At 73.4% G+C, this 20,698-nt stretch carries 20 protein-coding genes; 9 read left to right on the forward strand and 11 right to left on the reverse strand.

Annotated features, from left to right (window positions below):
- Positions 1-371 precede the first annotated feature (371 nt).
- The gene (locus ACFW1A_RS23335) at positions 372-1,676 is read right to left on the reverse strand and encodes a serine hydrolase domain-containing protein (RefSeq protein ID WP_380411127.1); all 1,305 of its coding nucleotides are present in this window, start codon (positions 1,674-1,676) and stop codon (positions 372-374) included.
- An 889-nt stretch (positions 1,677-2,565) separates the two neighbouring features.
- Here ACFW1A_RS23335 and nhaA point away from each other — a divergent pair.
- The 4 genes from nhaA to ACFW1A_RS23355 all read left to right on the forward strand — a co-directional run bounded on the left by nhaA (position 2,566) and on the right by ACFW1A_RS23355 (position 6,169).
- On the forward strand, positions 2,566-3,882 hold the full coding sequence (gene nhaA / locus ACFW1A_RS23340; protein WP_380411128.1) for a Na+/H+ antiporter NhaA: 1,317 nt from the start codon (positions 2,566-2,568) through the stop codon (positions 3,880-3,882).
- 242 nt (positions 3,883-4,124) lie between these two features.
- Complete coding sequence (locus ACFW1A_RS23345; protein WP_380411129.1) at positions 4,125-4,592, forward strand: phage holin family protein; 468 nt, start codon at positions 4,125-4,127, stop codon at positions 4,590-4,592.
- 99 nt (positions 4,593-4,691) lie between these two features.
- Positions 4,692-5,807 (forward strand): alpha/beta fold hydrolase, encoded by a 1,116-nt coding sequence (locus ACFW1A_RS23350; RefSeq protein WP_380411130.1) that lies wholly within the window; start codon positions 4,692-4,694, stop codon positions 5,805-5,807.
- Between the two features lie 185 nt (positions 5,808-5,992).
- Positions 5,993-6,169, forward strand: a complete 177-nt coding sequence (locus ACFW1A_RS23355; protein WP_380411131.1) for a hypothetical protein — start codon at positions 5,993-5,995, stop codon at positions 6,167-6,169.
- A gap of 109 nt (positions 6,170-6,278) precedes the next feature.
- On the opposite strand, the gene ACFW1A_RS23360 is transcribed toward ACFW1A_RS23355, so the two are convergent.
- The 4 genes from ACFW1A_RS23360 to nth form a co-directional block, all read right to left on the reverse strand.
- On the reverse strand, positions 6,279-6,983 hold the full coding sequence (locus tag ACFW1A_RS23360) for a metal-dependent hydrolase (protein WP_380411132.1): 705 nt from the start codon (positions 6,981-6,983) through the stop codon (positions 6,279-6,281).
- Positions 6,984-7,231: 248 nt separating this feature from the next.
- Positions 7,232-8,416 (reverse strand): MarP family serine protease, encoded by a 1,185-nt coding sequence (locus ACFW1A_RS23365; protein WP_380411133.1) that lies wholly within the window; start codon positions 8,414-8,416, stop codon positions 7,232-7,234.
- A gap of 82 nt (positions 8,417-8,498) precedes the next feature.
- Positions 8,499-9,179: an NUDIX hydrolase gene (locus ACFW1A_RS23370; protein ID WP_380411134.1), complete on the reverse strand. Its 681-nt coding sequence runs from the start codon at positions 9,177-9,179 to the stop codon at positions 8,499-8,501.
- Positions 9,176-10,003 carry an endonuclease III gene (nth, locus tag ACFW1A_RS23375; protein ID WP_380411136.1) on the reverse strand — a complete coding sequence of 276 codons (828 nt, stop codon included), beginning with the start codon at positions 10,001-10,003 and terminating at the stop codon, positions 9,176-9,178. Before nth ends, ACFW1A_RS23370 begins: the two co-directional genes overlap by 4 nt.
- Before the next feature lie 147 nt (positions 10,004-10,150).
- Between nth and ACFW1A_RS23380 the strand changes: the two genes are divergently transcribed.
- Together ACFW1A_RS23380 and ACFW1A_RS23385 are read left to right on the forward strand one after the other, a co-directional pair.
- On the forward strand, positions 10,151-11,443 hold the full coding sequence (locus ACFW1A_RS23380) for an alpha/beta hydrolase family protein (RefSeq protein ID WP_380411137.1): 1,293 nt from the start codon (positions 10,151-10,153) through the stop codon (positions 11,441-11,443).
- Positions 11,444-11,753: 310 nt separating this feature from the next.
- Positions 11,754-12,428, forward strand: a complete 675-nt coding sequence (locus ACFW1A_RS23385; protein ID WP_380411139.1) for a Crp/Fnr family transcriptional regulator — start codon at positions 11,754-11,756, stop codon at positions 12,426-12,428.
- A 68-nt stretch (positions 12,429-12,496) separates the two neighbouring features.
- Here ACFW1A_RS23385 and ACFW1A_RS23390 read toward each other — a convergent pair whose 3' ends face one another.
- From ACFW1A_RS23390 to ACFW1A_RS23410, 5 genes are all read right to left on the reverse strand, one after another.
- Positions 12,497-13,318, reverse strand: a complete 822-nt coding sequence (locus ACFW1A_RS23390; RefSeq protein ID WP_380411141.1) for an MBL fold metallo-hydrolase — start codon at positions 13,316-13,318, stop codon at positions 12,497-12,499.
- A complete protein-coding gene (locus ACFW1A_RS23395; protein ID WP_380411142.1) occupies positions 13,315-13,494 on the reverse strand; it encodes a hypothetical protein in 180 nt (59 codons plus the stop codon). Before ACFW1A_RS23395 ends, ACFW1A_RS23390 begins: the two co-directional genes overlap by 4 nt.
- A 42-nt stretch (positions 13,495-13,536) precedes the next feature.
- Positions 13,537-14,382: an NUDIX hydrolase gene (locus tag ACFW1A_RS23400; protein WP_380411151.1), complete on the reverse strand. Its 846-nt coding sequence runs from the start codon at positions 14,380-14,382 to the stop codon at positions 13,537-13,539.
- A 125-nt stretch (positions 14,383-14,507) separates the two neighbouring features.
- On the reverse strand, positions 14,508-14,978 hold the full coding sequence (locus ACFW1A_RS23405) for a RidA family protein (RefSeq protein ID WP_380411144.1): 471 nt from the start codon (positions 14,976-14,978) through the stop codon (positions 14,508-14,510).
- Positions 14,978-15,136 (reverse strand): DUF4177 domain-containing protein, encoded by a 159-nt coding sequence (locus ACFW1A_RS23410; protein WP_095874066.1) that lies wholly within the window; start codon positions 15,134-15,136, stop codon positions 14,978-14,980. Before ACFW1A_RS23410 ends, ACFW1A_RS23405 begins: the two co-directional genes overlap by 1 nt.
- Before the next feature lie 157 nt (positions 15,137-15,293).
- Here ACFW1A_RS23410 and ACFW1A_RS23415 point away from each other — a divergent pair, with 157 nt between their 5' ends.
- A complete protein-coding gene (locus tag ACFW1A_RS23415) occupies positions 15,294-16,325 on the forward strand; it encodes an ArsA-related P-loop ATPase (RefSeq protein WP_380411146.1) in 1,032 nt (343 codons plus the stop codon).
- Positions 16,322-17,542: an ArsA family ATPase gene (locus ACFW1A_RS23420; protein ID WP_380411147.1), complete on the forward strand. Its 1,221-nt coding sequence runs from the start codon at positions 16,322-16,324 to the stop codon at positions 17,540-17,542. The genes ACFW1A_RS23415 and ACFW1A_RS23420 overlap by 4 nt, the downstream gene beginning before the upstream one ends.
- A gap of 36 nt (positions 17,543-17,578) precedes the next feature.
- Here the strand turns inward: ACFW1A_RS23420 and ACFW1A_RS23425 are convergent, their stop codons facing one another.
- Positions 17,579-17,902, reverse strand: coding sequence for a WhiB family transcriptional regulator (locus ACFW1A_RS23425; RefSeq protein ID WP_380411148.1), 324 nt, complete (start codon positions 17,900-17,902; stop codon positions 17,579-17,581).
- A 426-nt stretch (positions 17,903-18,328) separates the two neighbouring features.
- Here ACFW1A_RS23425 and ACFW1A_RS23430 point away from each other — a divergent pair, with 426 nt between their 5' ends.
- Positions 18,329-20,629 carry a transglycosylase domain-containing protein gene (locus ACFW1A_RS23430; protein ID WP_380411150.1) on the forward strand — a complete coding sequence of 767 codons (2,301 nt, stop codon included), beginning with the start codon at positions 18,329-18,331 and terminating at the stop codon, positions 20,627-20,629.
- The last annotated feature ends 69 nt before the right edge of the window (positions 20,630-20,698 follow it).

The following is a 20,698-nucleotide window of genomic DNA, read 5'->3' on the forward strand; positions in this document are numbered from 1 at the left end:
TCCGGCAAGATCATGCGCCGCCTCCTGCGCGACATCGCCGAAGGCCGCGAAGTCGGCGACACCACCACCCTCGCCGACTCCACCGTCATGAACCTGATCCAGTCCCAGCTGCCCGGCGGCACCGCCACGACCGACGAGAGCTGATCGGACGGCATCACGCCTGACACCGACTGGGGCCTTCCGCGCGCGGTGCGCGGAAGGCCCCAGTGGTGTGCCGGGCAGTTGACCGGCCGAGCAGCGGCGCTGCGGGAGTCGGGAAGGCGTCAGGGCGTCAGACCGTCCGGCTCGAGCCCCTCGGGCCCGCCGTCGTCAGGCCCGCCATCGTCAGACCCGCCGTCGTCAGGCCCGCAGGCCTTCGGCCGCGCAGGCGGTCAGGACAGCTCCTCCACGCAGAGTCCGCGCACGGTGTCGTACACGGTCTGCAGGTACCGCCGGCGCCGCTGCGGCGGACCGCTGATCAGCGCGACCATCCCGGTGGCGTGGGCCGGGGCGAACCCGGCAAAGGCGAGGAAGTCCCGGGTGCCGCCCTCGTGGAAGAGCAGCTCCGGCTCCGGACCGGCGTGGTGTCCGCCGCTGAACCCGTCGAGGTCCGCCGCAGCTGCGAAGCCCGCCGCCTCTTCGCCCCCCTCCGGCCCGTCCTCCAGCAACGGCGACTGCACCCGCCCGGTCAGCGGAACCAGCGCGGGCGCCGGCACCGGAGCCCACGAGCGCTGCTTCCAGCCCAGGCAGAGCCGGGTCCCGGTGGTCCGCCGGGCCGCTCGCGGCCGGCGGACCTCGCTCAGGGCGATCCGCAGCGCCGAGCCCGGATCCACCGGTTCCCCCTGAGCCGAGCGCAGCACGTCCAGCCGGTTGACCCAGGACCGGTCGGCGGCGATCAGCGCCTGCAGGTACCGCAGCATGTCGTCCGCGCTGGAGCGCAGCGCGGACGCGCCGGGCAGGGTGGCGAACCGGAACGACGGCACCCGGCGGCCGCGTCGGTAACTGCCACCGCCCTCGTCGCCGGCGCCGCAGGAGGTGTCGACCATCCCGAGCGGTTGGCAGACCCGGCTGGCGAGCAGGTCCTCGTACCGGGTGCCGGCCGCGTTCTCCAGCAGGAGTCCGAGCAGCCCGCTGCCCAGGCTGGAGTAGCGCACCTGGGTGCCCGGGGTTCCCCGCACGGGCGTCCGGGAGAGGGCGCGGAGCAGGTGGGTGACGCCGAAGGTCGCGCACGGCCGGGTGAACCACTGCGACGCCGCGCTCTGCTGCAGCCCGAACGGCAGCCGGGGCAGGCCCGAGGTGTGGGTGGCCAGGTGGAGCAGGGTGATCGGCCGTTCCTTCGGGTAGCCGGGCACCGCACCGGCCGGCAGGTAGGCGTCGATCGGGTCGTCGTACCGGACTTCACCACGGGCCACCATCTCGGCCAGCAGCAGGGCGGTGAAGGTCTTGGTGATCGAGCCGAGCTCGAACCGGCTGTCCGCCCGGACCGGCCGTTGGGCGGCAGGATCGGTGAAGCCCCGGCAGGCGACGGTGTGTTCCTCGCCGCGGACCACGGCGACCGCGATGCCGCTGGTCGGCGGCAGGCCCTGGAAGAGGGGGCGGAGCAGGCGGTCCAGCCGTCGGCTGTCGGGGGTGGCCAGGGTCCCGCGTCCGGGGCGGAAGGGCGGTTCGCGGTCCTCGCCCCGCCGGGAGACCTGCACCAGACGGGTCGGCTGGGCCGGCGGCGTGATCCTCGGCCCGGGTCGTGGCGCGGCACGCGGCGTGATCCGCGGTGGGCCGGCGCGGTGGGCCGGCGCGAGGAGGCGGTGCGGGACGGTCGCACGGGCGAGCCCACCGGTCCTGGCCTCGGTGACGGTCCGGGAGCCCGTGCCGGCCCGGGCTCCGGCGACGGTCCGGGCCGAACCCGGCACGGCGGAGGGCACAGCGGACGAGGGCACGGCCGAGGATGCGAGAGCCGATGGCGCAGGAGGTGCGGGATGTGCGGGAGGTGCGGGAGGTGCAGGAGGCGAGGGTGCGAGGGCGGGTGTGGACGCTGCCGAGATGGGCACCGGTGCCGGAGTCGGCGCCTGCGGGACGCCGGGGCGCCCGGTGCCGTCGCCCGCCGGTAACAGGGGAGGCGCGCTCTGCGCGCCTTCACTCCCCCATGCCTGCAGCGGCTCGGCGGACCGGCCGGGAGGTACCGGTGCGGACGACCCGGCCGGGTCGGCCGGTTCCTGAACGGACATGGTTCTGCCTCCGAATGGAGTTGGTGCGGGCGGCTTCGAGGGACCGCGTTGAGATGACGATAAGTTCGGTTCGTCCCCGGCGCATTCGCTCAACCGGCCCCTGGACGGCGGAAGTCGACCCGCCGTCACCAGGCCGCCCGCACGCACCGTCACCAGTGCCCGGGCTCCTCCGTGGGCGCCGGAACCCCCCTCCCCGGGCGCCGACTCCGCCACGTAATAAAATCCAACAAACCAGACACACTGGCATGAGATAGACCAGTACGAGACAGACCGGTACGAGCCAGAGCAGCACGAGACAGACCGTCACCGGTCAAACCGTCACGAGACGGTCCGTCACCGACCCGGGCGCCCAGGAGGTCCTCGCGTGGCCGATCCGCCATCCAGCCAGCGCCGCCAGTTCCTCGGCCTGCTCCCGCTCCCCGAGCGCCGCTTCATCGCCGACGCGCTGCGCACCGAGACGGTCGGCGGCATCCTGCTGCTGATCGCGGCGGTGGTCGCCCTCGTCTGGGCCAACGTCTGGCCGCAGGCGTACCAGAGCATGCTGCACTACACGATCGGCCCCTCCTCCCCCCTGCACCTGCACCTGCCGCTGGAGGCCTGGGCCAAGGACGGACTGCTGACCGTCTTCTTCTTCGTCGCGGGGATCGAGCTCAAGCGCGAGTTCGTCGCCGGCGAGCTGCGCACCCCCGCCGCGGCGCTGCTCCCGGTGGCGGCCGCGATCTGCGGCGTGGCGCTGCCCGCCGTCGTCTTCGCGGTGGCCAACAGCGGCCCCGGCGGCCACCGGAGCGGTTGGGCCATCCCCACCGCCACCGACATCGCCTTCGCCCTGGGCGTGCTGGCGGTGGTCAGCACGCACCTGCCGTCCGCCCTGCGCGCCTTCCTGCTCACGCTGGCCGTGGTGGACGACCTGATCGCCATCCTGATCATCGCGATCTTCTACAGCTCCGGGATCAAGTTCTGGGCGCTCGGCCTGGCCCTGGCCGGCCTGATCGTCTTCTGGTTCCTGCACCGGCACGGGGTGCACGGCTGGTACCTCTTCGTGCCGCTCGCCCTGGTGATCTGGGCGCTGATGCACGAGAGCGGCGTGCACGCCACGGTGTCGGGCGTGGCGATGGGTCTGATCCTGCGCTGCCACCGCGAGGGGGACGAGGAGCAGTCGCCCGGCGAGCACATCGAGCACCTGGTCCGCCCGCTGTCGGCCGGCGTCGCGGTCCCGGCCTTCGCGCTCTTCGCCGCGGGCGTGACGATCTCGACCGACGCGCTGCACGAGGTCTTCACCCAGGCGATGCCGCTGGGCATCGTGCTGGGCCTGCTGATCGGCAAGACCCTGGGCATCTTCGGCGGCACCTGGTGCGCCGCCCGGTTCACCCGGGCCGAGCTCAACCCGCAGCTCAGCTGGTCCGACCTGTTCGCGCTCTCCACCCTGGCCGGGATCGGCTTCACCGTCTCGCTGCTGATCAGCGAGTTGGCCTTCCCGCACGACCCGGAGCTGGCCGACCGGGCGAAGGCGGCGGTGCTGGTCGGCTCGCTGCTCTGCGCGGTGGTCGGCACCGTGCTGCTGAAGCTGCGCAACCGGCACTACCGGCTGCTCTGCGAGGAGGAGGACCTGGACAGCGACGGGGACGGCATCCCGGACGTCTACCAGCGCCAGACCGGGCCCGCCCCGGGAACCGCGGCCTGAGCAACCCCCGCCCCGAACCGCCACCGCCACCAGCACCGCCACCACACCCCGAACGGAGGAATGCCCTGGCCCCGGGCTCACCCCCGCGGGTGACGTGACGTCGAGGTGACGGACAGACAGGTCATCCCAGGGGTTCGGGCGGGTGACACAAGGTCCGGCTGGGGTGACCCGAAGTGGTGCTTGACTGGCCGGTAAGGGCATGATTCTGAACTGTCCGGAATCTCAGCAGAGGAGAAGACCAGATGTCCGCAGGATCCGCAGGCCCGTCCGGCAGCTCCCGCGCGCCCTACGAGGGTGAGCGCACGGTCGGACAGCTGTTCGCCGCGGCCACCGCCGATCTCTCGGCCCTGGTCCACGACGAGATCGCCCTCGCGAAGGCGGAGATCCGACAGGACGTCAAGCGCGGGGTCGCGGGCAGCGCCTCCGGCATCGTGGCCGGTGTCTTCCTGCTGGCCTCGGTGCCGATGCTGAGCTTCGCCGCCGCCTACCTGATCCACTTCTGGGGCGTCCCGCTCGGCGGCTCCTTCGCCCTGGTTGCCGTCGCCTTCTGGCTGCTCGCCGCCGTGCTGGGCCTGCTCGCCTGGCGCTCCTTCAAGAAGATCGAGCCGCCGCACCGCACCATCGAGGGCGCGCAGGCAACCGCCGAGGTGCTGCGCAACGCCCGCCCGCGGCCGGCCACCCCCGAGGAGCTCGCGCAGCTGGAGCGCTGACCGCCCGTCGGCCGGCTCCGGGCCCGCCCCACCACCGCTCCTGCCCCCAGTAGATCTGCCGGGACCGTGTTCCCGGCCGGGATGTGAAACGCTCTCGGTATGCCGCTCGACCAGACGCCCGCTCCTCCCGTGACCGCCGGTCCGCCCGCAGGGGCGACCGGCTCGCCCACGGGGGCCACCGGCTCGCCCACGGGCACCCGTGCCGGCCTGGGTGCCACCGGCCCGAAGCCGGGCACCGGCCCGCAGTCGGCCGGAGCCCGCTCGGGCGACGGCCGCCCGCCCGCCGGAGCCTCCGCCGTCAGCGGCCGGGCGACCAGCTGGAACGTGCGCACCCCCGGCCCGTGGACCCACCGCGACCTGGCCGCCAACGGCGCCCGGTTCCACATCGCCGAGCAGGGCGAGGGCCCGCTGGTGCTGCTGGTGCACGGCTGGCCGCAGTACTGGTGGGCCTGGCGCCACCAGATGGCCGCGCTGGCCGAGGCCGGCTACCGGGCCGTCGCGCTGGACCTGCGCGGCACCGGCGGCAGCGACCGCACCCCGCGCGGCTACGACCCGACCAACCTCGCCCTGGACATCACCGGCGTGATCCGCTCGCTCGGCGAGCACAGCGCCCACCTGGTCGGGCACGACCTCGGCGGCTCCCTCTCCTGGGTGGCCGCGGTGATGCGGCCGTCGGTGGTCCAGAGCCTGACCGTGGTCTCCGCCGCGCACCCCCGGCACCTGCGGCGCGCACTGCTGCGCGACCGCCGGCAGATGGCCGCCTTCGACCACGTGCTGGCGTTCCAGCGTCCGTGGATACCGGAACGCCGCCTGGTGGCGGACGACGCGGCCCAGATCGGCGAGTACCTCACCGACTGGACCGGCCCGCAGCAGCTGGACGAGGAGGCGGTGCGCAACTACCGCAACGCGATCCGGATCCCCAGCACCGCGCACTGCTCGATCGAGCCCTACCGCTGGCTGGTGCGCTCGATGGCCCGCCCGGACGGCATCCAGTTCGCCCGCCGGATGAAGAAGCCGGTCACCGCGCCGACCCTGCACGTCCACGGCGCGGCGGACCCGGTGCTGCTGGCCCAGACGGCGCTGGGCGCGGGCGAGTACGTGGCCGCGCCGTACCGCTGGCGACTGCTGCCGGGCGTGGGCCACTTCCCGCACGAGGAGGCTCCGGAGGAGCTGAACGCCGAGCTGCTCGCCTGGGTGGAGCAGCACAAGCGCTGAGGAAGGGCGCCGCGTGTCCTGCTCCGTCAGAAGTGTTTATATGACTAGATGTTCCTATGACGCAGGCATAGGCCATTTCGCCCGAACGAAGGTGGTTACCCCTACGGAGCCAGGGGCATCCATCCTGCATGACCTGGATGCCCGATCGCGCCGCCGCGTCCCGCGGCAGGCGTACCAGCCGTAGCGTGCAGACCGCCCAAGGCCTGGACGGCGCCCGTCAGAGCGTCACCCCGTTCCAGAGCGTCTCCCACCCGCAGCAGTGGCCCGAGGAGCGCGGCAGCTCGCCGCACCCGCTGGGCATCCCACGCATCCTCGGCCGCCGGGCCCGCTGGGTCAGCGCCCGGCTGCGCCGGGAGGCCTGACCCTCCGACAGTCGACCACCGGGGGCAACGGGCGGGGGCCCGGAGCGGTCTTCCGCTCCGGGCCCCCGTCGTCGGTGGTCGACCCACCCACCCACTCCTGCGTCGGTGGTCAGCCCACCAGCACGGTCGGTTCGAAGGTGGTGAGCACCAGCAGCGCCAGGGTGGCCACCGTCATGATCGGGACCAGCACCTTGGTCTCCACGTCGTTGCCGCTGCGCTTGATCAGCACGATCTCGTAGCGCTCCTTGTGCGGCCAGAGCAGCGGGGCGCCCTGCTTGGTGAGGCAGTCGCCGAGCAGGTGGGCCAGCGTGCCCAGGGCCACCGCGTACGGCAGCCAGCCCGGTGCGTTGGGCATCCACTTGTCCATCACGGCCACGCCCACCACCGACAGGCCCATGACGGTCAGCCAGGTGTGCACGCCGTCGCCCGGCGGGTGCAGCCGCAGCGCCTTGATCGCCAGCGCGAGCAGGAAGAAGGCCACCCCCAGCGTGAAGTAGCGGCCCAGGTAGGTGACGCCCGCCCAGGTGCCGCCGCCCATCAGGGCGACGAAGAGCAGCGAGTGGGTGGCGTGCCGGTGACCGCCGGAGATCCAGGCCACGAAGCGGCAGAGGATCTTGGAGATCGGGCCGAGGAAGTTGGCGATCGTCCCGTCGTGGTGGTCCAGGTCCGGCAGCAGCGCGGCGCCCGCGCAGAGCACGGTGCCGAGCAGGATGTCGGCCGGCCTGAGGTGGGTGTGCAGCAACAGCGGCGGCAGGAAGGGCGCTGAGCCCGCGAACAACATCGCACCGCTGACCGCGTGCGAATGACCCATCATGGCCGGTTACTCCTTCGTGTCGCCGTTGCGCGTCCCACGCGTGGCCCGATTGAGCCGAACGAGTGAGCGCGGCCGACGCTATCAGGAGGAACTGACGGACCGCCGGATGCCGTTCCGGTCAGGGCGGCGGACGGTGCGTCAGGTCGCCCCGCACACCTCGTCGCCTCGGACCCCGCACCTCGGACACCCCGGCCCGGACACCACCGCCCGGGCGGCCGCCGCCCGGGCGCCCCGGCCCGGGCACCGGGCTAGAGCGCGCAGCCCTGGGTGTCCACCTGGCTGCTGTCGGTGCTGCCCTCGGTGGCGTCCGGCTTCACCTCGGCGGCGGTCAGCACGTAGCCGGTGTCCACGCTGTCCAGCGACTTGGCGAACACCACCCCGTACACCTCGCCGTTGGGGGTCAGCAGCGGGCCGCCGCTGTTGCCCTGACGGACCAGCGAGCGGACCGAGTAGACGTCCCGGACCACCTGGCCGCGGTGGTAGATGTCCGGACCGTTGGCCTGGATCCGGCCGCGGATGCGCGCCGGCTGCACGTTGAAGCCGCCGTTCTCGGGGAAGCCCGCCACGATCGCGCTGTCGTTGGTGTGCGCCTCGCCGGCGAAGGCCAGCGGCGGCGCGGTCAGCTTCGGCACCTCCAGCACGGCGATGTCGCGCTGCCAGTCGTAGCGGACCACGGTCGCGTCGTAGAGCTGGCCGGTGCCGCCGATCTGCACGGTCGGCTCGTCCACCCCGCCGACCACGTGGGCGTTGGTCATCACCCGGTGCGGCGCGAAGACGAAGCCGCTGCCCTCCAGGGTCTTGCCGCAGGAGCTCGCCGTGCCGACCACCTTGACCAGGCTCTGCCGGGCCTTGGCCAGCGCCGGGCTGCCGGCCAGCGCCGGGTCGGGCGGCTGCACGTCGGTGATCGGCTCGTGCTCGAAGGGGTTGAAGACCTGCGGGAACCCGTTCTGCGAGAGCACCTTGCTGAAGTCGGAGAACCAGTTGGGCGCGTCGGACGGCAGCGCCTGCTGCACCCCGCCGAGCACCATGGAGCTGCGGACCTGCTTGGAGACGGTGGGCATCGAGGTGCCGGCCAGCGCGGAGCCGATCAGCCAGGCCACCAGCAGCATGGAGAGCACGTTGACCACCGAGCCGCCGAACGAGTCGAGCAGCTTGGCGGGACTGCCGCCGATCCGTCCGCGCAGCTTCCAGCCCAGCTGGGTGGTGGCGGCCTGGCCGATCGCGGCGAAGACGATCACCACGATGACGGCCACCACCGAGGCGGTGGTGCCCGGGCTGAGGTGGCTGAGCAGCAGCGGGAGCAGCTCCACCGCGATCAGCCCGCCACCGAGGAAACCCAGCACGGAGAGGATGCCGACCACGAAGCCCTGCCGGTACCCGGACACGGCGAACCCGATCGCGGCGGCGAGCAGCAGCAGATCCAGCACATTCACCCTGCCACCCTCCCATGGACCGGGTACCGCCCGGCAGCGGCCCAGGTAACCGTTTCGTCCCGGTTGTCTGAGTACTCCTGGTCTACCCCGCGGTGCCCAGCGCGATCACCCGGCTGCTGTCCCAGGGCCGTTCCAGCCCGCTGAAGTGCAGCACCCGGTCGATCACCCCGGCGGTGAAGCCCCAGACCACGTGCCCGTCCACCTCGAAGGCGGGCCCGGCGAAACCGGACGGGTGGCGGAACCGGCCGCGGCACGCCGGGTCGGCCAGCACCGCCAGCGGCACCCGGAACACCGCACCGGTCTCCCCCGGGTCCACCGGCGCCACCGGGGTCTCCCGCCGCCACCAGCCGAGCACCGGGGTGACCACGAAGTCGCTGACCGGGATGTAGAGCGCGGGCAACGTGGCGAAGACCTGGACCCCGCTCGGATCCAGGCCGGTCTCCTCCTCGGCCTCGCGCAGCGCCGCCGCGACCGGGCCCGGCCCGGCCGGGTCGCCGTCCTGCGGGTCCAGCGTCCCGCCGGGGAAGGAGACCTGGCCGGCGTGCGAGCGCAGCGCCGCCGAACGCTCGGTCAGCAGCAGGTCGGGCCCGTCGGGTCCGTGACCGAAGAGCAGCAGCACGGCGGAGTGCCGCCCGCCCTCGGCCGGCGGCAGGAACCGGCTGAGCTGCTCCGGCCGGACCGTCTCGGCGGCCTGACGCACCGGCAGCAGCCAGTCCGGCAGCCCGTCCCGCTCGATCGACGCCTGGACCTCGCCGCTCTTCACTCGGCCTCCCCCTCGCCCGTGCCCGTCGCCGGTGCCGCCGCGCGGCCCGGGAATCCGGCCGGCGGCCGCAGCCGCTGACCGGGCTGCCCGCCCAGTTCGTACTTGAGCAGCTTGCGCGCCTGCTCCGGGTCGGTCTCCCCGGTGCCGTACGACGGGCAGAGCGGCGCGATGCCGCAGGCGCCGCAGGCCGGCTTGCGGGCGTGGCAGACGCGGCGGCCGTGGAAGATCACCCGGTGCGAGAGCATCGTCCACTCGGACTTCGGGAAGATCTCGCCCACCGCGGTCTCCACCGCCACCGGGTCCTCCTCGGTGGTCCACCCGAACCGCCGCACCAACCGCCCGAAGTGGGTGTCCACGGTGATGCCGGGGACGCCGAAGGCGTTGCCCAGCACCACGTTCGCCGTCTTGCGGCCCACGCCGGGGAGGGTGACCAGCTGGTCCAGGCGGTCGGGCACCTCGCCGCCGAACTGGTCGCGCAGCGCGATGGACAGGCCGATCAGCGACTTCGCCTTGTTCCGGAAGAACCCGGTCGGCCGGATCAGCTCCTCCAGCTCCTCCGGCACCGCGGCCGCCAGCGCCGCCGGCGTGGGGTACGCGGCGAACAGCGCCGGGGTCGTCTGGTTCACCCGCAGGTCCGTGGTCTGCGCCGACAGCACGGTGGCCACCAGCAGCTGGAACGGCGACTCGAAGTCCAGCTCGGGGTGCGCGTACGGGTACAGCTGGGCCAGCTCCCGGTTGATCTTCCGCGCCCGCCGCACCATCGCCAGCTGCGACTCCGGCTTCCCGGGCTTCGCCGCCGTCCTACCGACCTTGCTCTCTGCCATGCCCCGAAGGCTACGCCGAACGGCCCGCCGCAGGGTCCGATTCCCGGCCGCGGGCGCACCCGCAGACCCCTGGGGGTTCTCCCCGAGCACCGGATCCGGGTGTTCCCCGATGGCGGCCCGGGCCAACCGGACGGCAGGATCGTTCGCATGACGACGCATCAGACCACGCTCGCCCGCCGCACGCTCACCGCCGCCGCCGTGGCCGCCACCGCCGCGCTCTGCACGCTGGGGGCGGCCCTGCCCGCGCAGGCCGCACAGCCGGCGGGGGGTGCGCGGCCGGCGGGGGGTGCGCGGCCGGTGGCGGCCGGGCAGCGGCTGAGCCTGCCGGTCCCGACCGGGCGGTACCAGGTGGGGGCGGCACCGCTGCACCTGGTGGACCGGGGGCGGACCGACCCGTGGCGCCCCGAGCAGGGGGCCCGGGAGCTCATGGCCACCGTCTACTACCCGGCCGCGCAGGCCGGGGGGTGCCGCGAGCAGGCGCCGTACATGCTGCCGGGCGCGGCCGCGCACTTCGACGCGGTGACCGCCGACACCTTCCTGGACCTGGGGATCACCCCCGGCACCACCGACTGGGCCGGCACCGCCACGCACGCCCGGCAGGACGCGCCGGTGGCCGTCCAGGGCGGCCCGCACCCGGTCCTGGTCTACTCGCCGGGCCTCGGCGAGCCGCGCACCTGGGGGACCGCCCTGGTGGAGCAACTGGCCTCGCAGGGGTACGTGGTGGTCACCCTGGACAGCACCTACGAGGCCCCCGAGGTGCAGTTCCCCGACGGCCGGGTGGCCACCATCGTGCCGCTGACCGAGCCGGGCGCCTTCATCACCAAGGCGCTGGAGGTCCGGGTCGCCGACACCCGCTTCCTGCTGGACCAGCTCGCCCTGCTGAACGGGGGCCGGAACCCGGACGCCGACGGCCGCCCGCTGCCCGCCCACCTGGCCGGCGCGCTGGACCTGGACCGGGTGGGCATGTACGGCCACTCGCTGGGCGGGACCGCCGCCGCGGACGCGATGGCCGCCGACCCGCGGATCAAGGCCGGGGTGGACCTGGACGGCAACCTGACCAACTTCGACGGCAGCCCGATGCCGGTGGCCCAGCACGGCCTGGACCGCCCGTTCCTGCTGGTCGGCACCGACAGCCCGACCGACGGCGACACCGCTCCCGGCTTCCGGCAGTTCCGCGCCGACACCCCGGGCTGGAGCCGCGAGCTGCAGTTGCAGGGCGCCGACCACGCCTCCTTCACCGACGCCGAGGCCCTGGTGCCGCAGCTGGGCCTGGACCCGGCCACCCGCACCAGGGACCTCGGCAGCCTGGACCCGGCCGTCGCCCTGCGCACCGAACGGGCCTACCTGACCGCCTACTTCGACCAGTGGCTGCGCGGCGGCGACTCCCGGCTGCTGGACGGCCCGTCGGCGGCCTACCCGGCGATGCGGTTCGTCGGCTGACGCCCGGGCGGGCCGCCGATCACGGGGCGGGTACGGGTGCAGGTGGAGGTGCGGTCACGGGTACGGGTACGGGCGCGGGTGCGGCCCCGAGCAGGGCGGCCACCGGCGCGCCGTCGCCCGACCGGGTCAGCGCGAGGGTTACCAATGCGTACGGATGGCCGCGTACCGCCCTCCATCGCGCACCCCCTCCTCATATGATCGGAGCGACATGCGCCATGCTTGGTGATGAAAAGCACGGTTTCAGTCAGCATGGTTTCAGGACGTGGGCCGCCCGCCCCACCACGGTGGACGGCCGAGAAGGAGGAAGCACGTGGACGATGTTCTGCGGCGCGCCGCGCTCTTCGCGGCGCTCGACGACGAACAGGCCAGCGAGCTGCGCGCTTCCATGACCGAGGTGACCCTCGCCCGTGGTGAGTCGCTCTTCCACGAGGGCGACCCGGGCGACCGGCTCTACGTGGTCGCCGAGGGCAAGGTGAAGCTGCACCGGGCCTCGCCGGACGGCCGCGAGAACATGCTGGCGGTGCTCGGCCCCAGCGAGATGATCGGCGAGCTCTCGCTCTTCGACCCGGGCCCGCGCACCGCCACGGCCACCGCGCTGACCGAGGTCAAGCTGCTGGGCCTGGGCCACGGTGACCTGCAGCCCTGGCTGCACGCCCGTCCCGAGGTCTCCATCGCGCTGCTGCGCGCGATCGCCCGCCGCCTGCGCCGGACCAACGACGTGATGAGCGACCTGGTCTTCTCCGACGTGCCGGGCCGGGTGGCCAAGGCGCTGCTCGACCTGTCCCGCCGGTTCGGCGTGCAGTCCGACGAGGGCATCCACGTCGCGCACGACCTGACCCAGGAGGAGCTGGCCCAGCTGGTCGGCGCCTCCCGCGAGACGGTCAACAAGGCGCTGGCCGACTTCGCCGGGCGCGGCTGGCTCAAGCTGGAGGCCCGCGCCGTGGTCCTGATGGACGTCGAGCGCCTCTCCCGCCGCTCCCGCTGAGCGGCTGACGGCCGGACCGGCCCGCCCGCCCCGGGTCGGGCCCGGTCCGCCACCGGACCCGCGGGCCGTCAGATGAGCCCGTGGTCCTCCAGGTAGCGCAACTGGGCCCGCACCGAGAGTTCGGCGGCGGGCCACAGCGCCCGGTCCACGTCCGCGTACACCCGGGCCACCACCTCCTCGGCCGTGCGGCAGCCGGCCTCCACCGCGGTCTCCACCTGGGCCAGCCGGGCCGCCCGGTGCGCCAGGTAGTACTCCACCGTCCCCAGCGCGTCGGCCAGCACCGGCCCGTGGCCGGGCAGCACGGTGTGCACCCCGTGCTCGGCCGCCAGTGCGCGCAGCCGGCGCAGCGAGTCCAGGTAGTCGCCGAGCGCCCCGTCCGGGTGCGCGACCATGGTGGTCCCGCGGCCCAGCACGGTGTCCCCGGTGAGGATCGCGCCGTCGGCCGGCAGGTGGAAGGTGAGCGAGTCCGCGGTGTGGCCCGGGGTGCCCACCACCCGCAGCTCCAGCCCGCCGACCTCGATCACCTGACCGCCGTGCAGCCCCTCGTCACCGAGCCGGTGCGCCGGGTCCAGCGCGCGCACCTTGCTGCCGGTCAGCTCGGCGAACCGGGCCGCGCCGGCCGCGTGGTCGTGGTGGCCGTGGGTGAGCAGGGTCAGCGCGACCCGGCGGCCCTGCCGCTCCGCCGCGTCCACCACCGCGCGCAGGTGGCCCTCGTCCAGCGGACCGGGGTCGACCACCACCGCCCGGTCCGAGCCCGGCTCGCAGAGCAGCCAGGTGTTGGTCCCGTCCAGCGTCATCGGGGACGGGTTGGGGGCGAGCACGCAGAGCGCGCGCGCCGTGGCGGCCCCGCCGACGGTGTCGGCGGGGTCACCGGGCAGTCGGCTGGTCACCGGCCGCCCTCGAAGGAGCGGGCCAGGGTGCGGGCGTCCAGGTCGCGGACCAGCGCACGGGCGGTGGGCTCGGCCGGCGGGCCGGCGTCCTCACAGCTCAGCCGCCGCTGCAGCGCGCGGGGCTCCACGCAGCGGGCGGGCAGGGTGCGCACACGAGCCACGTCGTTGTGGATCATCGGTACCGGTCCTTCCTCGGGGTTGGGGGGTCCTGCTCGGGATCAGTGGGGGTCCTGCTCGGGGTACTGACCGTCGATGGTCAGCTCCTCATACCCCGGCCACCGAATGGTCATTCGATCACCCGTCAGCTCGGCCCGGCCGAGCACGGGGGTCACGGTGCGCCGCTCGGCGGCCGCGAGCGCCTGGTCGGCGGCCCGCAGCGGCAGCAGCTCGCGCAGCACCGAGACGGTCGGCGGCAGCATGCCGTACCGGCCCTCGGCGTGGCCGCGGACCGCCTCGGCGGGGGTCAGCCAGGCCACCCGGTCGGCCTCGCCGACCTCGCGCGCGGCCCGCTGGCCCGGTGGCAGCGCGGCGACGAAGAACCAGGTGTCGTAGCGGCGCTCCTCGAACTCCGGCGTCGTCCAGCGGGCCCAGCCGCCCAGCAGGTCGCTGCGCAGCACCAGCCCGTGCGCGCGGCAGAACTCGGCGAAGGAGAGCTCGTGCGCCTCCAGCGCGGCCCGCTCGGCGCTCCAGTCCCGGTGCGGCGCGACGGATCCGGCGTCCGGGCCGGCCAGCAGCACGCCGGCCTCCTCGAAGGTCTCGCGCACCGCCGCGCAGACCACCGCCTGCGCCGTCGCCGGGTCCACGCCCAGCCGGTCGGCCCACTCCTCGGGGCCCGGTCCGGCCCAGGCGGGCGGCTGCTCGGCGTCGCGCGGGTCCACGCCACCACCCGGATAGGCGTACATGCCGCCGGCGAAGGCCATCGAGCCGCGTCGGCGCAGCAGGTAGGCCTCGGGCCCGTCGGCGCCGTCGCGCAGCAGCACGACGGTGGCCGACGGCTTGGGCACCGGCGGGGTGAGCCGACCGGCGGCCAGCGCCCGGATCCGGGCGGGCCAGCCGGGCGGCATCGGGAGCCCGGTGGGGCTCGGCGGCTCGACCTGGGTCGGGCCGGGGGGATTCGCAGCCATGTCCGGATGCTATGCACCCGGACACGCTGCTGAGAAGGGCCTTCGACCGGGCCCTGCGGGCCAGGTCAGCTCGTGCTGCGGACCCGGACCTGGATCTCCACCTCGACCGGGGCGTCCAGCGGCAGCACCGCGACGCCCACCGCGCTGCGGGCGTGCACGCCGGCCTCGCCCAGCACCTGGCCCAGCAGCTCGCTGGCACCGTTGACCACGGCGGGCTGGCCGGTGAAGTCGGGCGCCGAGGCGACGAAGCCGACCACCTTGACCACCTGCTCGACCAGGTCCAGGTCGCCGATCACCGACTTCACGGCGGCCAGCGCGTTGAGCGCGCAGATCTGCGCCAGCGCCTTGGCCTCCTCGGCGGTCACCTCGGCGCCGACCTTGCCGGTGTGCTCCAGCTTGCCCTTGACCATCGGCAGCTGACCCGAGGTCAGCACCTGGTCGCCGTTGCGCACCGCGGGGACGTACGCGGCCACCGGCGCGGCCACCTCGGGCAGCGTCAGGCCCAGCTCGGCGAGCCTGGTCTCGACCGTGCCCATCAGCTCTTCTCCCGCTTCAGGTAGGCCACCAGCTGCTCGGGGTTGTTCGGCCCGGGCACCACCTGGACCAGCTCCCAGCCGTCCTCGCCCCAGGTGTCCAGGATCTGCTTGGTCGCGTGCACGAGCAGCGGCACGGTTACGTATTCCCACTTGGTCATGGGGGTGACTCTAGACGGTCGGCGCGCCCGGTCGGCGGATGTGAGGTGGGCCACAAAGCGGGCCGCTGATCGGGTCGGTCGCCGGATGCTCCCGGCATCCGGCGCGGGTGCTGGTTACGCTCGCAAAAGGGCACCGGCGAGCGGACGGAGGCGGAGCGTGGACTGGGAGGGCGTGCGGCTGCACGTGGTGAGCGGCAAGGGCGGCACCGGCAAGACCACGCTGGCGGCCGCCCTGGCGCTGGCCCTGGCCGCCGAGGGCCGCCGGACCCTGCTGATCGAGGTGGAGGGCCGGCAGGGGATCGCCGAGCTGTTCGGCATCTCCGCGCTGCCGTACGAGGAGCGCAAGGTGGCCACCGTCTCGCCGGCCCAGGTCGGGGCGGCGGGCGGGGGCACCGGCGAGCTCTTCGCACTGGCCATCGACACCGAGCAGGCGCTGCTCGAGTACCTCGACATGTTCTACAAGCTCGGCCGGGCCGGGAAGGCGCTGCAGAAGGTCGGCTTCGTCGACTTCGCCACCACCGTCGCCCCCGGGGTGCGCGACGTGCTGCTGACCGGCAAGGCCTGCGAGGCGGCCCGGCGCAAGGGCTCGAACGGCCGCCGGGTGTACGACGCGGTGGTGATGGACGCGCCGCCCACCGGTCGGCTGACCAGGTTCCTGAACGTCAACGCCGAGGTGGCCGGGCTGGCCAGGTTCGGTCCGATACACAGTCAGGCCCAGGCCGTGATGGGCGTGCTCAAGTCGCCGGAGACCGCGGTGCACCTGGTCACCCTGTTGGAGGAGATGCCGGTGCAGGAGACGGTGGACGGCTTCGCCGAGCTGCGCGCGGCGGGCCTGCCGGTCGGCGGGGTGCTGGTGAACATGGTGCGCCCGCCGGTGCTGGACGCCGCCGCGATGGCCGCGGTGCACGGCGACCACCGCGAGGAGGTGGCCCGGGCACTGCTGGAGGCCGGCCTCGGCGGTCGCTCGCGCACCGCCGCCACCCGGCGCGCCGCGGTGGAACCGCTGCTCGACCCGCTGCTGGACCAGGCCAGGGAGCACGCCGAGCGGGTCGCGCTGGAGCAGGACCAGCGCGCCGACCTGGCCGCGCTCGACCTGCCGAGCTACGAGCTCCCGCTGCTCAGCGGGGGTGTGGACCTGGGCGGCCTGTACCGGCTGGCCGCCGAGCTGAAGCGGCAGGGGGCGGCATGACGGGCAGGGCCGAGCAGCCGGCGGGCGGGCCCGCGGCGCTGGACGTGGACCGGCTGATCGACGACCCGGCCACCCGGATCGTGGTCTGCTGCGGCTCCGGCGGGGTCGGCAAGACCACCACCGCTGCGGCGATCGGCCTGCGCGCGGCGGAGCGCGGCCGGCGCACCGTGGTGCTGACCATCGACCCGGCCCGCCGGCTGGCCCAGTCGATGGGCCTGACCGAGCTGGACAACACCCCGCGCCCGGTCAAGGGCGCCGCCACGGCCGACGGTCCGGGCGAGCTGCACGCCATGATGCTGGACATGAAGCGGACCTTCGACGAGGTGGTGCTGGCGCACGCCGAGCCGGAGCGGGCCCGGGCGATCCTGGAGAACCCCTTCTACCAGTCGCTCTCGGCCGGGTTCGCCGGCACCCAGGAGTACATGGCGATGGAGAAGCTGGGCCAGCTGCGGGCCACCGGCAGCTGGGACCTGATCGTGGTGGACACCCCGCCCTCGCGCTCCGCACTGGACTTCCTCGACGCACCCAGCCGGCTGGGCTCCTTCCTGGACGGGAAGATCATCCGGGTGCTGATGACCCCGGCCAAGGTCGGCGGGCGCAGCGCGATGAAGTTCCTCAACGTCGGGATGGGGCTGCTCACCGGCACCCTGGGGAAGATCTTCGGCGCCCAGCTGCTGACCGACCTGCAGACCTTCGTGGCCGCCATGGACTCGATGTTCGGCGGCTTCCGGGAGCGGGCCGAGGGCACCTACCAGCTGCTCAAGGCCGAGGGCACGGCCTTCCTGGTGGTCGCGGCACCGGAGCGGGACGCGCTGCGCGAGGCGGCCTACTTCGTCGACCGGCTGGCCGCGGACCAGATGCCGCTGGCCGGCCTGGTGCTCAACCGGGTGCACGGCACCGGGGCGCCGCAGCTCACCGCCGAGCGGGCCCGGGCCGCGGCCCAGCTGCTGGAGGAGAACGGCGCGGACCACGAACCGCGGCAGGCCGCGGCGGACGCCCTGGCCGCCGGGCTGCTGCGGCTGCACGCCGAACGGGTCGAGGTGATGGGCCGCGAACGGCGCACCCGGGACCGGTTCGTCTCGGTCTACCCGGACGTGCCCATCATCGAAGTGCCCGCGCTGGCCGGTGACGTGCACGACCTGGACGGGCTGCGCATGATCGGCCGCCAGTTGGCCGGTGAGCACGCCCCGGAGCAGGACCGGGCCGAGGAGGACTGAGGCGTGGCGCGGGCCGGCGCGTGGGGGTTCGCCGACTCAGCCCGCCTGCGCGTAGTCCACCAGGATGACCCCGGTGGCCAGGGACTCCTCGTACTCCGTCCGAGCGGTCTCCAGCAGTCGCCGCCAGGAGATCACGGTCGGCCGGCGGCGCAGCAGCGCCCGGCGCTCCCGCTCGGTCATCCCACCCCAGACCCCGAACTCCACCCGGTTGTCCAGCGCGTCCGCCAGGCACTCGGTGCGCACGGGACACCCGCTGCACACCGCCTTGGCCCGGTTCTGCGCCGCCCCCTGGACGAAGAGCTCGTCCGGATCACTCGTGCGGCAGGCAGCCTGCGCGCTCCAGTCGTCTACCCAGCCCATGCCGGCGCCGTCCTCTCCCTCATCGAGGCTCCCCCACCACGGCGGCAACGGCATATTCACCGCTGCCAGTTGAGGACGTTACGGAAGATTGGCTGGGCGCAACAGCCCCTTGGGGTCCAATCTCGAATGACCCGATCGGACTATGGGTGCCGGACAGATCACTCGTTGGAGTGATCGCAGGTCGTGGGCCTTGCGCGGGTCTTGGGCAGACTCTCTGTTACGCAGCGCCACAACATGCACCGGCGCACCACCCCGGCAGCCGGGACGGGGGGCGGTGCTTACCGCCTCATAGGGCGTCAAATCGGACAACTCTTAACACTCACAGGAGTGTTTGCCGCACACGGAGCGAAGCTGTCGCAAGCTTGTGACAAGCGTAGGCGAACACCTGCCCCTGCGGGCCGGAATCCGCAACGTAGAGTCCTCCCCATGGCTTCGAAGCGCTCCTCCGCAGCCCAGCGCTCCCGCCGGCGGACTTCCCCCCTGGAGTTCGCCGGCCACGGGATGACGTTCCTGGGCGTCAGCATCCTCTCCGGCGTGCTGCTGGCCGGCCTGGCCCTGCCCGCCGTCGGCGCGGTCGGGCTGGGCGCCAAGGACAGCGTCGAGAGCTTCGACAGCATCCCCGACGACTTCAAGACGCCGACCCTCTCCCAGGCCTCGTACATCTACGACGCCTCGGGCAGCCAGATCGCCAAGGTCTACGCCCGCGACCGGACGATACTGACCCAGGATCAGATGTCCCCGCTGACCCGGCAGGCCCAGGTGGACATCGAGGACAACCGGTTCTACCAGCACGGCGCGATCGACCCGAAGGGCGTGCTGCGCGCCATCGGCAAGAACGCCTCCAGCGACGCGGCCTCCCAGGGCGCCTCGACGCTGACCCAGCAGTACGTGAAGAACGTCTTCGTCGAGGAGGCCGGCGACGACCAGGCCGCCTTCGCCGAGGCGACCAAGAAGAGCCTCGGTCGCAAGATCAAGGAGCTGAAGTACGCGATCAAGCTGGAGGAGGAGCTGTCGAAGGACCAGATCCTCACCAACTACCTGAACATCACGTTCTTCGGCCACCAGGCCTACGGCGTCGAGGCCGCCGCCCAGCGCTACTTCGGCAAGAGCGACAAGGACCTCACCATCGCCGAGGCCGCGACGCTGGCCGGCCTGGTGCAGAACCCCAGCGCCTACGACCCGCTGCTGCACCCCAAGGCCGCCCAGGCCCGCCGCGACACCGTGATCGACAAGATGCTGGAGTACCACCACATCACGGCCCAGCAGGCGAAGGACGCCAAGGCCGCCCCGCTCGACATGAGCCACTACCACGAGCCGCAGAACGGCTGCATCACCGCCAACAACGGTGAGGGCTTCTTCTGCGACTACGTGCGCAAGGTGGTGCTCTCCGACCCGGCCTTCGGCGCCTCGGCGGCCGACCGGTCCAAGCTCTGGACCCAGGGCGGGCTGAAGATCTACACCACCCTGGACCCGGCCAAGCAGGCCGACGCCTACAAGGCGGTCACCACCAAGGTCTACGTGACCGACACCGTCTCGGCCGCGATGACCATGCTGAAGCCGGGCACCGGCGAGATCCTGGCGATGGCCCAGACCCGGCCCTACGGCCTGGACAACGGCAAGCACCAGACCGTGGTCAACCTGAACGTGGACGCGGCGATGGGCGGCGGCAACGGCTTCCAGCCCGGCTCGACCTTCAAGGCGATCGTGGCGGCCGCCGCGATCGAGGGCGGCAAGACGATGGACCAGAGCTACCCGGCCCCGGCCCAGATGCCCTACCCGTCGATGAGCACCTGCAACGGCCCGTACCGCGCCGACGGCTCGGTGGTCCAGAACGACAGCCCGGACGAGAAGGGCCCGTTCCAGATGCCGGAGGCGATGGCCCGCTCGATCAACACCTACTTCATCCAGATGGAGCAGGACATCGGCCTGTGCGCCGTCAAGCAGATGGCGAACAGGCTCGGCATCAAGGCCAAGGCCAGCGGCAAGCCGCTGGACGAGGTCCCGGCCATCGGCCTGGGCACCGAGGAGATGAGCCCGCTCAACATGGCGGGGGTGTACGCCACCTTCGCCTCCCGCGGCATCCACTGCGACCCGGTCGCGATCAAGGCGGTCACCAGCATCGACGGCAAGCAGCTGCCGGTCCCGAAGGCCAACTGCGAGCAGGTGATCCAGCAGAACACCGCCGACACCATCAACACCCTGCTCAAGGGCGTGACCGAGAAGGGCGGCACCGGTGCCGCCCTGGGCCTGGACGACGGCCGTCCGATCGCGGGCAAGACCGGTACCGCGGACAAGCGCCAGGCCGCCTGGTTCGACGGCTACACCCCCGACCTGGTCGGCGTGGTCTGGCTCGGCGGCCCCGAGGGCAACGTGCCGATGGACCGCAACATCAAGATCGGCGGTCGCTCCTTCTACGGGGACAACGGCGTCTACGGCGCCACCGGTCCCGGCCCCGAGTGGCAGATGGCGATGAGCGCGGCGGTCGCGGGCACCCCGGTCAACAACTTCGTCCTGGTCGACCTGCCGACCGCGCCGAGCCAGCCGTCACCGTCGCCGAACCCCGGCGACCCGGGCAACGGCAACGACACCGGCGGGCAGACCACCACCGCGGGCGGGGCCACCGGCGGGCCGGGCATCCCGAACCCGCCCCCGGGCGGCTTCACCTTCCCGCCCGGCCTGATCGGCGGCACGGTCGGCGGCGCGACCGGAAAGCCCCGGCACCACTGAGCCCACGCGCAGCGGCCCCGCCCCCCCCGGGCGTGGCCGGGCGCCGCGGCGGACGGGCCGCCGGGGACG

It is taken from the genome of Kitasatospora sp. NPDC058965 (genome assembly GCF_042741245.1).
Taxonomy (GTDB): Bacteria; Actinomycetota; Actinomycetes; order Streptomycetales; family Streptomycetaceae; genus Kitasatospora.